This is a genomic window from Kitasatospora sp. NPDC001159 (assembly GCF_053598235.1).
Window position 1 is genome coordinate 73,588 of the sequence record NZ_JBSFJV010000030.1, and the last position, 14,659, is coordinate 88,246.

At 75.7% G+C, this 14,659-nt stretch carries 12 protein-coding genes and 1 other RNA gene; 6 read left to right on the forward strand and 7 right to left on the reverse strand.

Annotation, left to right across the window (positions count from 1 at the left end; all coding sequences use genetic code 11):
- Positions 1-122: 122 nt before the first annotated feature.
- From ACWC9T_RS17890 to lanL, 5 genes are all read right to left on the reverse strand, one after another.
- Positions 123-1,844 (reverse strand): ATP-binding cassette domain-containing protein, encoded by a 1,722-nt coding sequence (locus tag ACWC9T_RS17890; protein ID WP_449821993.1) that lies wholly within the window; start codon positions 1,842-1,844, stop codon positions 123-125.
- A 291-nt stretch (positions 1,845-2,135) separates the two neighbouring features.
- Positions 2,136-3,791, reverse strand: coding sequence for an ATP-binding cassette domain-containing protein (locus ACWC9T_RS17895; protein WP_449821994.1), 1,656 nt, complete (start codon positions 3,789-3,791; stop codon positions 2,136-2,138).
- 124 nt (positions 3,792-3,915) lie between these two features.
- Positions 3,916-4,059, reverse strand: coding sequence for a VenA family class IV lanthipeptide (locus ACWC9T_RS17900; RefSeq protein WP_449821995.1), 144 nt, complete (start codon positions 4,057-4,059; stop codon positions 3,916-3,918).
- Between the two features lie 141 nt (positions 4,060-4,200).
- Complete coding sequence (locus tag ACWC9T_RS17905; RefSeq protein ID WP_449821996.1) at positions 4,201-6,192, reverse strand: alpha/beta hydrolase family protein; 1,992 nt, start codon at positions 6,190-6,192, stop codon at positions 4,201-4,203.
- Complete coding sequence (lanL, locus tag ACWC9T_RS17910) at positions 6,189-9,233, reverse strand: class IV lanthionine synthetase LanL (protein WP_449821997.1); 3,045 nt, start codon at positions 9,231-9,233, stop codon at positions 6,189-6,191. The genes ACWC9T_RS17905 and lanL overlap by 4 nt, the downstream gene beginning before the upstream one ends.
- Before the next feature lie 396 nt (positions 9,234-9,629).
- Here lanL and ACWC9T_RS17915 point away from each other — a divergent pair, with 396 nt between their 5' ends.
- The 3 genes from ACWC9T_RS17915 to ACWC9T_RS17925 are packed head-to-tail and all read left to right on the forward strand — an operon-like array spanning position 9,630 to position 12,371.
- A complete protein-coding gene (locus ACWC9T_RS17915) occupies positions 9,630-10,466 on the forward strand; it encodes a Nif3-like dinuclear metal center hexameric protein (RefSeq protein WP_449821998.1) in 837 nt (278 codons plus the stop codon).
- A 23-nt stretch (positions 10,467-10,489) separates the two neighbouring features.
- Positions 10,490-11,233 (forward strand): zinc ribbon domain-containing protein, encoded by a 744-nt coding sequence (locus ACWC9T_RS17920; RefSeq protein ID WP_449821999.1) that lies wholly within the window; start codon positions 10,490-10,492, stop codon positions 11,231-11,233.
- 4 nt (positions 11,234-11,237) lie between these two features.
- Complete coding sequence (locus tag ACWC9T_RS17925; protein WP_449822000.1) at positions 11,238-12,371, forward strand: bifunctional RNase H/acid phosphatase; 1,134 nt, start codon at positions 11,238-11,240, stop codon at positions 12,369-12,371.
- 25 nt (positions 12,372-12,396) lie between these two features.
- Here ACWC9T_RS17925 and yaaA read toward each other — a convergent pair whose 3' ends face one another.
- Positions 12,397-13,182 (reverse strand): peroxide stress protein YaaA, encoded by a 786-nt coding sequence (gene yaaA, locus ACWC9T_RS17930; protein ID WP_449822001.1) that lies wholly within the window; start codon positions 13,180-13,182, stop codon positions 12,397-12,399.
- A gap of 10 nt (positions 13,183-13,192) precedes the next feature.
- Positions 13,193-13,645: a DUF3995 domain-containing protein gene (locus ACWC9T_RS17935; protein ID WP_449822002.1), complete on the reverse strand. Its 453-nt coding sequence runs from the start codon at positions 13,643-13,645 to the stop codon at positions 13,193-13,195.
- Between the two features lie 118 nt (positions 13,646-13,763).
- Here ACWC9T_RS17935 and ACWC9T_RS17940 point away from each other — a divergent pair, with 118 nt between their 5' ends.
- The 3 genes from ACWC9T_RS17940 to rnpB all read left to right on the forward strand — a co-directional run bounded on the left by ACWC9T_RS17940 (position 13,764) and on the right by rnpB (position 14,545).
- Complete coding sequence (locus tag ACWC9T_RS17940; RefSeq protein WP_449822003.1) at positions 13,764-14,000, forward strand: type II toxin-antitoxin system death-on-curing family toxin; 237 nt, start codon at positions 13,764-13,766, stop codon at positions 13,998-14,000.
- Positions 13,997-14,134 carry a hypothetical protein gene (locus ACWC9T_RS17945; protein WP_449822004.1) on the forward strand — a complete coding sequence of 46 codons (138 nt, stop codon included), beginning with the start codon at positions 13,997-13,999 and terminating at the stop codon, positions 14,132-14,134. The genes ACWC9T_RS17940 and ACWC9T_RS17945 overlap by 4 nt, the downstream gene beginning before the upstream one ends.
- A gap of 13 nt (positions 14,135-14,147) precedes the next feature.
- An RNA gene (gene rnpB / locus ACWC9T_RS17950) (RNase P RNA component class A) lies at positions 14,148-14,545 on the forward strand.
- The last annotated feature ends 114 nt before the right edge of the window (positions 14,546-14,659 follow it).

The following is a 14,659-nucleotide window of genomic DNA, read 5'->3' on the forward strand; positions in this document are numbered from 1 at the left end:
CGTCCGGCGCCGGCGGCGCATGGTCGGGTCCCCGATCGGGCGCTCGGTACGCGCCACGGCCGGTGATCGCGGCCCGTGCCCCGGCCACCATAACGGCCGGAACGGACGAGATCCTATCGAGATCACGGCGCGCGTCCCGCGTCGAGCCAGTGCCCGACCAGCTCCCGGTAGAGCGGCGACAGCACCTGCAGGTCCCCGTGCCGCGCCAGCACGCCCCGCCCACCGTCCAGCAACAGCACCCGATCCGCCCGCAACGCCGAACTGATCCGGTGCGCGATCACCACCAAGGTCCCGGGACGGGCGGCGAAGGCCCGTTCCACCCGCTCCTCGGCGGCGGCATCCAGATGGCAGGTCGCCTCGTCCAGCACCACCAGCGGCGCGGGCGACAGATACGTCCGCACCAGCGCGATCAACTGCCGCTCACCCGGCGACAGTTCACCCGGATCGCCCAGCGTGCCCGCCACCCCGCCCAGGCGCGCCACCAGGTCCTCGGCGCCCAGCCGCTGGACGGCCGCAGCAAGCTGCTCACGGCTGCTGGCCGGGGCGAGCCAGACGAGGTTCTCCCGCACCGACCCCGGGAACACATACGCCTCCTGCGGCAGCAGGGCGGCCGACGGCGCCGTCACCGTGCCCGCCGCCGGAGCCAGCAGCCCGGCGAGGAGCGCCGCCAAGGTCGACTTCCCGGTCCCACTGGGCCCCACAACGGCGATGTGCTCCCCGGGGAGGAAAGCCGCGTCGAGCCCGTCGAGCACGGGCGAAGCGCCGGCACCGTGCGCGTAGCGGACGCCGTGCAGGCGCACCTCCCCGGCGGGGGTGACGCTTTCCGTGCCAACGCCCGCGGCCTGCTTCCGGGATGCCCAGCCGCCTCCGGTGGCCGATGCGCTCAACCGGTCGCCGGGCGGCCGGTCCGGCCCGCTGACATCACGCCAGCCGCCCTCGGCGATCCCCGCACCGGAAGGGCTGCCGTCGGCCGTGACCGTCGCCAGGCGGTCCAGCACCACGGCGAGGTTGAGCAGCCAGCCGCCGACCGTACCGGCCAAAGTCCTTACCGCCGGATCGAGTTGCTGCAGCAGATAGGTGGCGACGCCGAGCAGCTCGCCTGCGGTCAGCGCGTCGTGCGCGAGCAGCCACGGAGCTGCGGCGAGGACCGCCAGCACCGGCAGCCGTCCGCCGAGCGCCACGACGAGTGCGCGCAGGGCGGAGGCCCGGCCCAGTGCTCGGGAGGCGGCCGCGCTCTGCTGCGCGGCCTCGGCCAGCGCGCGGGCGACCTCCTCCCCGGTACCCGTCGCCTGCACATCGCGCAGCCCCTGCAGGGTTCGTCCGGCGTCCGCGGCGAGCCGCTCCTCGGCCAGCACGGCCGCCCTCCGCCGCGCCACCATCGGGCGCAGCAGCCGGACGAACAGCAGCCCCGCCGCCAGCAGCGGCAGCAGCACCAGCGGCAGGACGGCGGGCGCCAGCAGCGTCAGCCCGATCAGGGCGGCGCACAGCGTGACCCCCACCCCGCGCAGGGTGCGGAGCAACGTCGCGGTCAACTGCCGTGCGGACTCGACCTGTTCGGTGAGCCTGGCGACCTCGGCCGGATCCGCCGAGGGGCGCGCGAGCGCACTGCGGACCACCCGCTCGACCAACGCGTCCCGCAGCGGCTCCACCACCCCGGCGAGGTACGGGAACCCGGCCCGTGCCGCGTACGCCCGGAGCCCCATCGCCACCCCGAACCCCGCCAGCCAGGCCGCCCCGACCGCCGGTCGCCCGGCCAGGAACCCCTGATCGACCGCGGCCGAGACGAACAGCCCCGAGAGCAACGGCGGCAGCGCCTCCACCCCGGACCACAGGAGCAACCGCACCAACGCCCCCCGGGTGCTCCCCAACTGCCGGAACAACAACCCCCACCCCGAAGCCCGCCGACGCCTCCGCCGCCCGCCCGGAGCCCCAGCGACCCGCTGACGCGCAGGTGCGTGTGCGGTTCGGGGTGGGGCAAGGGGGCGGGGCTGCTCGGGTCGCATGGGAGTCCGTCTCCGTTGGGGGCGGCTCGCGCAGGGAGTCGATCGGGCCGACTTCCTGCGCGCGAGGCGCAGCGGCATGGGGAGTCGACGTCGCCGACCTTCTGTGCGGCGTGGGAAGGGGCGCACCGGGACTCAGGCCGTCGCTGCCTGCAGTGCCGTGTCCGACAGGGCCGCGCGGTAGTCGGGGTGGGGCAGTAGAGAAGTGTGGGGGGCCAGGGCGCGGAGGTGGCCGGCGTCCAGCCAGGCGACGAGGTCGGCGCGGGCGGCGATGGTGGCGCGGTGGGCGATGACCAGGCGGGTGCGGCCGTGGGTGGCGTGGTCGAGGGCTCGGGTGACCTGGTGTTCGGTGGCGAGGTCCAGGCCCGAGGTGGCGTCGTCGAGGACGACGACCCGGGCGGGGCGGGCCAGGAGGCGGGCGAGGCCGAGGCGCTGCAGTTCGCCGCCGGAGAGCTGGAGGTCGTCCAGCGGGGTGTCCCACCCCAGGGGCAGTCGCCGCAGGAAGCCGTCCGCCCGGGCGGCGGCCGCCTCGGCCGGTCCGGCGCCGGCCAGCGCGTCGCGGACCGTACGGCCGACCAGCGCGGGCCGGGCGAAGGCGTAGCCGACCGCCTGCCGCAGCTCGCCGGCCGACAGGCTGCTCACCGGGACGCCGTCGATCAGCACCGTGCCTTCGTCGGGGTCGCGCAGCCGTCCGGGCAGCGCCGCCAGCAGGGACTTGCCGGAGCCGGAGCGCCCGACCAGGGCGACCGTACGGCCGCCGGGGACGGTGAGGTCGAGCGGACCGAGCAGTACCCGGTCGCCGTCGCGCACCACCACACCCCGGAGCGAGACCTCCCCGAGCCCGCCGGCCGGGAGCGTCGCCGTACCGCTGGGCGCGGGCGCGAGCGCCAGCAGTTCGTCCACCCGGGCCTGCCCGGCGCGTGCGTGGGCGACCCCGACCAGCGCCTCGACCTGCTCGAACAGTCCCGCGCCGAGCGCCGCCCAGCCCGCCGCCGCGGCGAGCGCGCCGGGGGCGAGGGTGCCGTCCGTGAGCAGGGCTCCGGCGGTGGTGAGCACCGCGACCTCGACCAGGGCGATCAGCAGGGTCGCCTGCCAGGCGGTGCGTCGCTGGGCCGCCCAGAGCGCGTGTCCGGCGGCGGAGAGTTCCGGCAGCGGCGCCAACACCCGGGCGGCCTCGCGCTGTTCGGCGCGCGCCGCGTGGATGCTGCGCAGCCCGGCGAGGGCGCCGCTGAGTCGGGCGGCGATGTCGGCCTGCACCTCCTGGTAGCGGGCGAAGGCCGGCCCGGCCTGGCGCAGGAAGAGCCGGATCAGCAGGACTCCGGGCACCACGCCCGCGAAGAAGGCGAGCGCCAGCCACGGCGACAGCACCGCGAGCCCGACGATCGCGCCGACCGAGGTGAGCAGTGCGGTGGCGGCGCCGAGCGCGGCGGGCAGCCGGCCGCCCGCGTCGCCCGCCGAGCCCAGCAGCCGGGCGGAGAGGTCGCCGGGCGGCGGCCCGCCGCGCAGTCGGCCGCCCGGCCCGAGGGCGAGCAGGTGGCGCAGCAGGCGTCCACGCAGGGCGGCGGTGGCCTCGGCGGAGCAGGCCGGTCCGGCGGCCGCGGCGGTGGCGTTGGCGGCGGCCGCCGCGACCAGGACGCCGGTGAGCAGCAGGAGCGCGCCGGGCCCGGACCGGTGGCCGAGAACGGCGTCGACGGCCCCGGCGAGCACGGCGGGCAGTGCGAGGGTGGTGGCGGCCTCGACCGGCAGGGCGATGCCGAGGGCGAGGGTCCAGCCGGTGGGGCGGCGGGGCAAGTCGTGACTCCCGTCGGGGGATTGGAAACAGTGGGAGAAGACGGGTGCCGTCCCCGCCTGTCCGGACAGGCGGGGACGGCACCTGGTGGCTACCGCCTGATCAGCCGGTGGCCGAGCCGATGGCTCAGCTGTTGGTGAAGATCAGGCAGGTCAGGATGAGACAGGTGTACTGGCAGCCGCTGCCGTGGCCGGTCAGCTCGACGGACTCGGTCTCCGGCAGGTCCTGCAGCGCCGCGATGTCGGTCTCGAAGTCCACCATGTTCTCCATGATCGGGTCCTCCCCTTGAGTTCACGCCCGCCGCAATCTGCCTGCGGGCGTCGGGTGTTGCGCCCCGGGCGGCCTCCATCCGCCGCACCGGGGGTGATGCCCCGGACCGCACTGGGTCCGGGAGTCCGTGGAAAGCCGGGATCAGCCCGGTCGGCCGGTCCGCAGGAACGCGGCCAGCAGCTCGTGCAGCACGGCGGCGCCCTCCTCGGCCAGCACCTCGTGCCCGGAACCGGCCGCCTCGACGTACCGGAAGTCCGCGCCCTCGACCCGGCCGATCCGCAGCAACTCGTGCCGCAGTGAACGGGATTGGCTCACCGGCACGACCTCGTCCCGGTTGCCGTGCACCACCAGCAGTGGCGCGCGCAGCCGGTGCGCCAGCTGCAACACGTCGCGCGGGCCGCGGGCGTCCGCGATCGGCTCGTCGCCGCCCAGCCGAGTGGTCAACGCCCTTACGGGGGGCGCTGCTTCGGCGAGCAGTCGGGCGCCGGACAGGAACGGGGCGACCACCGCGCAGCGGGCGACCTGCTCGGCCGGCGCGTGCGCGGCCGCCAGCAGGGCCAGGAAGGCGCCGTAGCTGACCCCGAACAGTGCGGGCGGTTCCAGGCCGAGCGCCGCGCGCTGGCCGGCGATGCCCTCCAGCAGGTACAGCACGTCGTCCAGGTCGGGCCCGCCCCAGGCGCCCCGGATGGCCAGTGCGTGCGGCACCCCGTAGCCGGTGGAGCCGCGCTGGTTGGGCGCGACCACCGCCAGGCCCTCGGCGGCCATCCGCTGCAACGCCGGGTCGAACTCCAGCCGCCAGGCGTCCGCGGGGCCGCCGTGCAGCGCCAGCACCAGGTGCGGGCTGCTCAGCCAGGAGTCCCCGCCGTACACCACGGCCTCCAACGGGCCAGCCGGGCCAGCGAGTTCGAGGCTCTGTGCGGGCTGCCAGCAGCCGCCGTCGCCGGGCGGCGTGCTGCCGTCGAGGCGCCAACCGGCAGGCGGGGTACGGGCGGCGCGCAGCCCGCCGGGCTGCCAGGGCAGTACGGTGTCCCGCCACGGGCCGGGCAACCCCGAGGCCAGCGGCGCGAGTTGGAGCGGAAGCGGCACCGGGCCCGAACCGGCCGGGACCGGGCCGTGCGCCAGCAGGGCGTCCACGTCCAGGGTGGCCAGCGCCGCCGGGTGGTCGGGCGAGGAGTACGGGATCCGCAGCCCCGCCTCGCCCCAGTGCCCGACCGCGCCGAGCCGCCCGGGCGGCACCGGCAGCGGGTCCAGCCGGCTGACGGCGGGCCGCCACAGGGCGAGCGCCGACCCGGCGCCGTGGTCGATCTGCACCGCGACCCGGGGGCCGTCCGCCGCCTGCCGTAGCGCGACCGGCCGCAGGAGCATGCCCGCGACGTGCAGGCATTCCGGGAACCGCAGCGGCTCGCCGCCGCCCAGCACGCCCCAGCCGAGCCGGTCGACGCCCGGCGCGTCGCTGCGCACCATCGCGAAGTGGCTGTCCGGGTCGAACAGCACCAGCCGGTCGTTGCTGCGCTCGCCGATCTCCAGCAGCGGTGTGGTGGTCCCGCTGCGCAGGTCCAGCACCACGCTGCGGACCAGCCCGCCGGCCACCCGGTCCAGCGCGAGCAGTGAGCCCGCCCGGTCCAGCCAGGCGCCGCCGCCGTGCAGGCCGGGGATCTCGGCGATCTGTACGGGCTCGCTGCCGTCCGCCCGGACCAGCCAGGCGGTGGTCGCCGGACGGGTGTCGGTGCCGAGCGCGAGCGCCACCGGTGTGCGCGGACCGGCGCCGGGCGGCACCGGGAGCGGCAGCAGGCGCAGTCCGGGCATCCGGAGCGAGGCCAACTGTTGCTCGACGGCGGCGTTCTCGCCGTACGAGAGGCGGACCAGGTCGTGCCGCTCGCCGTCGTGCCGGCAGATCAGCACCGAGCCGTCGGGCAGGACGACCAGCTGCGAGCGCAGGCTCTCCGAGCGGTTGCCGGACAGTGGCAGCGGGGTCGGCGCGGCCGGTTCGCCGTTCGCCGGGAGTCGCCAACTCTCAACGTACCAGCCGCTGTCGGCGGCCGCTGCCAGGCAGGCCGCGTGGCTGCCGTCGGCGGAGAAGGCGAAGCTGAGCCGCCGCAGGGCCTGGGTGGTGGTGCGGGTGGCCACGTTCATGCCTCGCTCACCCCGCCCGCGCCGGAGGGGATTCGGCGCCGCGTGGGCGGGGTGGGGTCGAGCCAGAGCCGGGAGCCGCCGTGGCGCAGTCGGAGCAGGAAGGCCAGCGGGCCCGCGGTGCCGGTGCCGTAGGCGGTGGCGCAGCCGGTGCCGGTCTCGTCGGGGAGGGTCAGCAGGCCGTCGCGCAGGGCGGCTCGCGTGGCGATCAACTGGCCCAACTCCCGGGCGCCGCTGCGGAATTCGTGCTCATCGGTGGCCTCGGCGAGGTCCAGCAGGTACTCGCCGTCGCCGGCCAGGCCGTGGCAGGCGCTCACCCCGCTGTGCCAGCGTCCGGCCAGTACGGCCCGCCCGGCGGCGCGGGCGAGGTCGAGAGTGGCGGCGTCACCGGTGGCCCGCCAGAGCCGGAGCAGGAAGCTGCCCGCGCCGGAGGAGCCGCTGCACCAGTGGGAGAGCCGGATGTGCTCGGGGTCGGCCGCGCTCTGCGGCCACCAGGCGGTCCGCCGGTCGGCGCCCCACCGTACGGTTGTGGCGAGTGTCCGCCCGGCGTCGACGGCGGCGCGGAGTGCGTCAGCGCGCAGGGTCTGGTCCTCGACGGCTGCGGCGGCGGCGAGGAGGAAGGCGCCCACGCCCGCCGCGCCGTGCGCGAAGCCCAGGTGGGTGATCCCGGCGAGCGCCGAGTCGAAGTCCGCCGGCACCGGCCAGACTGTCCCGTACGACTCCTGCCGTGCGGCGGTCAGCAGGGTGCGGGCGCAGGCGGCTGCCCGCGGGAGGAAGTCCCGCCCGAAACCCGCCCCGATGTCAGCCCCGAAGCTCTCAGGCCCGAAGTCCTCGGCAGCGAAGCGGAGTTGGGTGAATCCGGCGCCCGCCGCGCCGTGGCACACATCGGGGTTGGGCCACTCGACGGCGACCCGGCGGGCGAGCCCGGCCGCCCGCTCCGCCAACCCGGCGTCGTCCAGCGCACCCGCGGCGTCCAGCAGCGCCCACGCCGTCCCCGACCGCCCGAAGTGCAGCCCGGGCAGCACCACCGGCTCGGCCGCGATCCGCCGCTCGATCCAGTCCGCGGCGGTACGGGCCGTGCGCGCGGCCTCCGTCCGTACCGCCTCCGGCAGCCCGTCGGCCGCCGCGGCCCGCGCCAGTACGGCGAGCACGCCCGCGGCGCCGTGCTGCACGTTGCAGGGGTCCGTCCGCTCCCCGGCGGGGACGACGGGCCAGAGCCGGTCGGGCCGCTCGGGCGTCGCGGAGGTGGCGAGGTGTCGCAGGCCGTCGTGCAGCAGGCGGTCGAGGGTCGGGCCGTCGGCGCGCCGGGGCGAGGGGCCCGCGTGCTGCCGGGCGGTGGTCCGCCAGAGCGGGGCGACGGCGGTGGAAGCGGTGCCGCCCAGCGCCGCCCGAACCCGCGCCACCTCCCACCGCTGCCCGGGCTCCTCCGCCCGCAGCCCCAGCACCAGCGGCGCCAGCCGCCGCGCCGTCGCACCGGTGCGGGCCGCGAGGACGAGCCAGCGCCCGAGGCGCTCGGCGACCGGACGCGCCTGCGGCAGGTCCTCCGGCAACAGCGGGTCGTGCCCGGTCGCGAGCAGGAAGAGCAGCCCGCCGAGCGCGTACAGGTCCACGGCCGGGTCGGCGACACAGGAGCCGGCGAGGGCGAGCCGCCCCTGTTCCGGGGCGCGGTAGCCGGGGGTGCCGGCCGAGCCGGCCCGGTGGCCGGTCTCGGCGGCGAGTTCGAGGTCGACCAGCCGCAGGCTGCCGTCCGGGCGGACCATCACATTGCCGGGGGAGAGGTCGCGCAGCACCAGCCCCTGGGCGTGTACCCGCTCGACCAGGTCGAGCAGCCCGTGCACCACCGGCCCGGCCTCGGCCCAGTCCACGTCCGGGCTGCCGTCGCGCCGCAGCCGGGTCGCGACCCAGGCGCCCAGCGGCTGTCCGGCGATTCGTTCCTGCACCAGGAAGACGGAGTCGTCCTGCTCGATCAGTTCGACGGCGCGCGGCGCCAGCTCCTGCCCGTCCAGACGGGCGAGCAGCGCGGCCTCGTGCCGCAGCGCGTCGCGGGCGTCCGTCCCGGCGCGGTCGACCTCGATGTGGGCGCGGGCCTGCTTGACCACGACCTCCACGCCGCTGGCCGCCTCCCGCCCGAGGAACACGCCTCCCTTGGCACCGTGCCGTAGGGCGGCGGTCACCGCGTACCGCCCGGCCAGCAGCACCCCGCCCTTCCGCCGGCCCGCGACGACGGCGACCGCGGGGGCGGCGGGCACGGCGAACGGGTCCCGCACCCACCCCGGTGCCCGGTACGACCCGCCGCGCACGTCCTCGGCCCGCTCCCCGGCGGGCCCGCGCAGCACCGACCGGTACTCCCCGTCGTTGCCCAGCTCCGCCCGCGACGCGAACGCGCCGTACCGGTAGTGCACCCGGCTGCCCGGCCGGTACGGCCGGTCGGAGAGCACCACAGGGCCCGGCAGCCCGGCCGTGACCCGGTCCAGTTCGGCCGCCAGCCGCTGGAACTGGGCGTCGTCCACCGGGTAGACGGTGATGAACTTTCCCGCCGAACCCCGTTCGCTGTTGCGGGAGTTGAGCTCGCGCAGCCGCTCCTCCCCGGCGGCGAACTTGAAGCTGCACGGGTCCGCGGCGAGCACCCGCACCACCGCCGCGAGCACCTCGCCGCCCACCACCGACGCCGCGCTCACATGAAGCTTCCATCCCTGCTCCGGTAGGGGTGATGACGCGGACGGCCTGGCCGTGCACCAGAAGCCACCGACGGTGACGTCCCAGCCGCCGTCGCCTCCCCGGCCGCCGGCACCGGCCAGCGCCGCCCGCGTCGTCTCCGGCCACGAACCGGCCGCACCCGGCCCGCGCCCCGCCGATCCCCGGCCCCCGGCCGTACGCAGCGATGTGCCCGCCCTCATTCGCCGCCACATCCCTTCGTCTCGGCCGTCCCGCCGCGGGTGCCGCTGCTCGGCACCCGCGGCACCACGGCCCGGCCTGATCGGTTTCCTCGGAATGAACGGGAGCGCCTCGACAGGCAGGAACACCACATCCCTGTGTTCCGCCATCGGTCCGGTCTCACCAGGACTTGATTCGGCGGACCCCTTCTCGGCCCCCGGCTCGCCAAGGGCCGGAGGCGACTGGGGCAACTCCCGTTCGCAGGACTGAAGTTAGTTTCGAGAAAACCGAAGCCTCAACGCAGACCCGGTCACTTCACTCGTAAGGGTGATCCGTAGGCGGTTTCGAATTCGTGCGAGGGCCCTGTTGTGCGCCACGAGCGCCCGGCGCGCGGGCGCGCACGGCTCGTGCGGGCCCGTACGAGCGCCCCACCGCAGGTTGGCGTGCCTCCGTGCCGGGTTGACGCGCATCCGTACGCCCACGGCACCCGCGTCCGAACACCGACGGAGTCGACCCCCCGAACGGCCGAGGCCCGACCGCACCCGCGCGCACGGTAGTCTCGACAGGTGCCGAAACTGTCCGACGTCATCACCGCGCTCGAAGCGGTCTACCCGCCGCAGTGGGCGGAGTCCTGGGACGCCGTCGGCCTGGTCTGCGGGGACCCTCAGGCCGAGGTCAGTCGCGTGCTGTTCGCCGTCGACCCCGTCCAGGCGGTCGTCGACGAGGCCGTGGAGTGGGGCGCCGACCTCGTCGTCACCCACCACCCCCTCTACCTGCGCGGCACCACCAGCGTCGCCGCCACCACCTTCAAGGGCCGGGTGGTGCACACGCTGATCACCAACGGCATCGCGCTGCACGTCGCCCACACCAACGCCGACCACGCCGACCCCGGCGTCTCGGACGCGCTCGCCGAGGCGGTCGGCCTGCGGGTCACCGGCCCGCTGGTGCCGGACCCGACCGACCCGCTGGGCCGCCGCGGGACCGGCCGGATCGGCCTGCTGGAACCCCCGCTGACCCTGTCCGCCTTCGCCGGGCAGGTCGCCAGGGGCCTGCCCGCCACCGCCGCCGGGGTGCGCGTCTCCGGCGACCCGAACCGGCTGATCAGCCGGGTCGCGGTGTGCGGCGGCTCGGGCGACAGCCTCTTCGCCGACGTACGGGCGGCCGACGTGGACGCCTACGTGACCGCCGACCTGCGCCACCACCCGGCGTCCGAGGCCGCCGAGGCCGCGCCGGTCGCGCTGATCGACGCCGCCCACTGGGCCACCGAGTGGCCCTGGCTCGCCCTGGCGGAGCGCGCCCTGCTGGCCGCCGCCGACCAGCGCGGCTGGACCGTGGAGACCAAGGTCTCCCACCGGGTCACCGACCCGTGGACCGCGCACGCCCCCATGTCCTTCACCGCCTGACCCGATTCACAGGAGCTTTCCGCTTGAACGCCGCGCCCGCCGACCAGATCCGCCTGCTCGACCTCCAGGCCATCGACTCGAAGCTCGACCAGCTGGCCCACCGGCGCCGGAGCCTGCCGGAGCACGCCGAGATCGAGAAGGCCATCGCCGACCACACGGCCCTCAAGGACCTCGTCGTCGCCGCCGAGGCCCAGAAGGGCGACACCGCCCGCGAGCTGACCAAGGCCGAGCAGGACGTCGAGCAGGTCCGCTCCCGCGCCGCCCGCAACCAGCAGCGCCTGGACTCCGGCGCGATCACCTCGCCGAAGGACCTGGAGAACCTCCAGCACGAGATCGGCTCGCTGGCCAAGCGCCAGGGCGACCTGGAGGAGGTCGTGCTGGAGATCATGGAGCGCCAGGAGTCCGCCCAGACCCGGGTCGAGGAGCTGAGCGCCCGCCTGGAGCACTCCACCGTCGTCCTCGCCGAGGCCGAGGGCCGCCGCGACGCCGCCTTCGCCGAGATCGACGGCGAGGCCGACAAGGTCAAGCGCGACCGCGAGACCGTGGCCGCCGTCATCCCGGCCGACCTGCTGAAGCTGTACGCCAAGCTGCGCGAGACCCAGGGCGGCGTCGGCGCGGCCCGCCTCTACCAGCGCCGCTGCGAGGGCTGCCGCACCGAGTTCTCGATCACCGAGCTGAACGCCATCAAGGCCGAGCCGGCCGACAAGGTCGTCCGCTGCGAGAACTGCTCGCGGATCCTGGTCCGCACCGCGGACTCGGGCGTCTGAGCCGGTGCCGTCGCGCTTCATCGTCGAGGCGGACGGCGGGTCCCGGGGCAACCCGGGGCCGGCCGGCTACGGCGCGGTGGTCCGGAACGGAGACACCGGGCAGCTCGTCGCCGAGGCCGCCGAGTTCATCGGCCACGCCACCAACAACGTGGCCGAGTACCGGGGACTGATCGCCGGCCTCAGGGCGGCCCGCGAGCTCGACCCGGACGCCTCGGTGGACGTCCGGATGGACTCCAAGCTGGTCGTCGAGCAGATGTCCGGGCGCTGGAAGATCAAGCACCCCGACATGCAGCCGCTCGCCGCCGAGGCGCGCACGGTCTTCCCGCGCGGCCGGGTCACCTACACCTGGATCCCGCGCGAGCGGAACAAGGACGCCGACCGGCTGGCCAACGAGGCGATGGACGCCGGCCGGGCCGGCCTCCGGTGGGAGCCGAAGCCCAAGGCCGCGGTCGTCGACGAGCCGCCGCTGGAGACCCCCGCCCCCAAGGCCGGCTGGGCCGCCCCCGCCGACCTCGGCACCCCCACCACCTTCGTCCTGCTGCGCCACGGCGAGACCCCGCTCACCCCGGAGAAGCGCTTCTCCGGCAGCGGCGGCACCGACCCGGAGCTCTCCGACAAGGGCCGCTGGCAGGCCGAACGGGCCGCCGAGGCGCTGGCCGCGCGCGGCAGCATCCAGGCGGTGGTCGCCTCCCCGATGCTCCGCACCCGGCAGACCGCCGAGACCGTCGCCGCCCGGCTCGGCCTGGAGGTCCGGTACGAGGACGGGCTGCGCGAGGTCGACTTCGGCGACTGGGAGGGCCTGACCTTCGGCGAGGTGCAGGAGCGCTACCCCGAGGACCTGGCCGCCTGGCTCCGCTCCGCCAAGGCCAAGCCGAGCGGCAGCGGCGAGAGCTTCACCACGCTCACCCACCGGGCCGGTGTCGCCCGGGACAGGATCCTCGCCCGGTACGCGGGGAAGACCGTGCTGGTGGTCTCGCACGTCAGCCCGATCAAGACCCTGGTCCGGCTGGCGCTCGGCGCCCCGCCGGACTCGATGTACCGGATGGAGCTGTCCGCGGCCTCGATCTGCGCCGTCCAGTACTACGCGGACGGCAACGCCTCGCTGCGGCTGCTCAACGACACCTCGCACCTGCGCTGACCACCCCTGGGACCGCCCAGGGGGTTCAGTGCACGTCCGTGACCACCACGTCCAGCTGCCACGGCTTGCGCGCCGTGCCCACCGCCGCCAGCTCGGCCCGGTGACCCAGCTCCAGCAGCGCGTCCATCAGCTCACCCGGCGTCTTCGGCTCGGCCCCGGTGACCAGCAGGTCCCGGACGAGCCGGCCCTTGGTCGCCTTGTTGAAGTGGCTGACCACCGTGCGCTTGCCGCCCCGCTCCTGCAGCACCCGGACGGTCGCGGTACGGGAGGCCACCTCGCCGGCCGGCTTCCAGGCCGCCGCGTACGCGGAGCTGCGCAGGTCCAGCACCAGCCCGTCCGCCGCCTCCGGCAGTACGGAGGCCATCGCGCCCCGCCAGTACGCGCCGAGCGCCCCCGGCCCCGGGAGCTTCACGCCCATCGAGCAGCGGTAGGACGGGATCCGGTCCGAGATCCGCACCGCGCCCCACAGGCCGGAGAACACCAGCAGCGAACGCTCGGCCCGGTCGTACGCAGCGGCGTCCAGGGTGGCCAGGCCCAGGTTGTCGAACAGCACCCCCGTGTACACCTCGGCCGCCGGACGGGCACCCGCCGTCGGCAGACCGGCGTTCTTGGCGATCTCGCCGCGCAGACCGGGGGTGAGCCCCAGCACCTCGGCCGCGGTGTCCTCGTCGCCCCGGCAGAGGCCGACCAGCGCGTCCAGCACTACGCCGCGCGCCGCCGTCAGCCCCGGCAGCGACAGCCGGTCGAGCGCGACCGGCTCGCCGTCCCCGGACCCGGCCTTGCCCTCCGAGGGCGGCAACAGCACCAGCACAGCGGACTCCTCAACAGTGTGTGGCGGACGAACCCCGCCACCCTACTGCGGCCGCTCCGGCTCCCAGCGCCACACAGAGGGGCGAGTAGTAGCGCACGTTCAGCCGCCGGAACCGCTCGGTGCGCTCGCTCACCCGCCCGAACACCACCGGCCCGCCCACCCCGCGCGCCAACAGCACCCCTGCCACCGTCCGCACCCCGGCCCGCCGCAACCTCCGCGGCCCCACCCGCGGCAGCACCCCGGCCTCCGCCCCCACCAGGTACGAGGCCGCCCCCAACAACCCCGCCACCGCCAGGCACGCCCGCGCCGGCGGCACCCCGTCCCCCGTCCCCACCACGGCGTCCGCGAACTCCTCCGGCGTCCGCAACGGCCACGGCGTCACCGCCCACACCGCGTGCAGCACCCCGGTCACCCCCAAGCCCGCCGCCACCACACCCCCGGCGACCCGCACCGCACCACCCATCACCCGGACCCCCTTCGCGCACGCCCACTCGCCCCCACCCTACGAGCGCTTACACCGGCCGCGACGGTCGCGTGACGGACCGGCAATTCGGTGGGAGCGTCCGACGTTCACCACTACGGTGAGCAGCGAGAAGAGTGAGCGAGATGCGATCGCCCGCCCGCAGGCGAGCCTGTTCGGCGGCGACGCCCACCCCGACCTGTGGACCAGGGGGGCGGCCCTCGGCCAGAGCCTGTCCCGCAACCACCCGCTGGTCGACCGCAACAAGTGCACCGCTTTCGAGGCGATGCTGCTGTTCCTGGACTGCAACGCCGAGCCGTACACCGATCCGCCCGCGGCCTGTCCGCCCCGGCCGTGATCCTCGCCCTCGGCCTGCTCACCACCACCGCCTGGGCCACCGGGACCGCCGCCCGGGTGGCCGCTCGCCTCGGCGCCGAGCCGCCCGCGGCCCGGTCCGGTGTACGGGAGGCTCCGCCCGAGCGGCTACGATGACCATTACGGCGGAAGAGCCGGCCGGGCGGTCGCGACGGGTCCCTGACCCGCCGAGGAACGTCCGGGCTCCACAGAGCAGGGTGGTGGGTAACGCCCACCCGGGGTGACCCGCGGGACAGTGCCACAGAAAGCAGACCGCCCACCGCTTTGGCGCGTGGGTAAGGGTGAAACGGTGGTGTAAGAGACCACCAGCGACCGGGGTGACCCGGCCGGCTAGGTAAACCCCACCTGGAGCAAGGTCAAGATCGGTGCCCTCGGGCACCGTGCGCGGACGTTTGAAGGCTGCTCGCCCGAGTCCGCGGGTAGACCGCACGAGGCTGTCGGCAACGGCAGCCCTAGATGGATGGCCGCCTCCCCGGGCCGCGCAAGCAACCCGGGAGACAGAACCCGGCGTACAGGCCGACTCTTCCGCCCCCTGAACATCCGAAGGCGTCGGACCTCGTCGACCCCGACCGGGCCTTCAAGGACGTCGGCTTCGGCTCGGTCAGCTCCGTCGAACTGCGCAACCGCCTCTCCGCCGCCACC

Excerpts from the sequence above, each read along its gene's own strand:
- ACWC9T_RS17900 (WP_449821995.1), bottom strand. The coding sequence starts at position 4,059 with ATGGAGAACATGGTGGACTTCGAGACCGACATCGCGGCGCTGCAGGAC.
- ACWC9T_RS17905 (WP_449821996.1), bottom strand. The coding sequence starts at position 6,192 with ATGAACGTGGCCACCCGCACCACCACCCAGGCCCTGCGGCGGCTCAGC.
- lanL (WP_449821997.1), bottom strand. The coding sequence starts at position 9,233 with ATGGCGGAACACAGGGATGTGGTGTTCCTGCCTGTCGAGGCGCTCCCG.
- ACWC9T_RS17935 (WP_449822002.1), bottom strand. The coding sequence starts at position 13,645 with ATGGGTGGTGCGGTGCGGGTCGCCGGGGGTGTGGTGGCGGCGGGCTTG.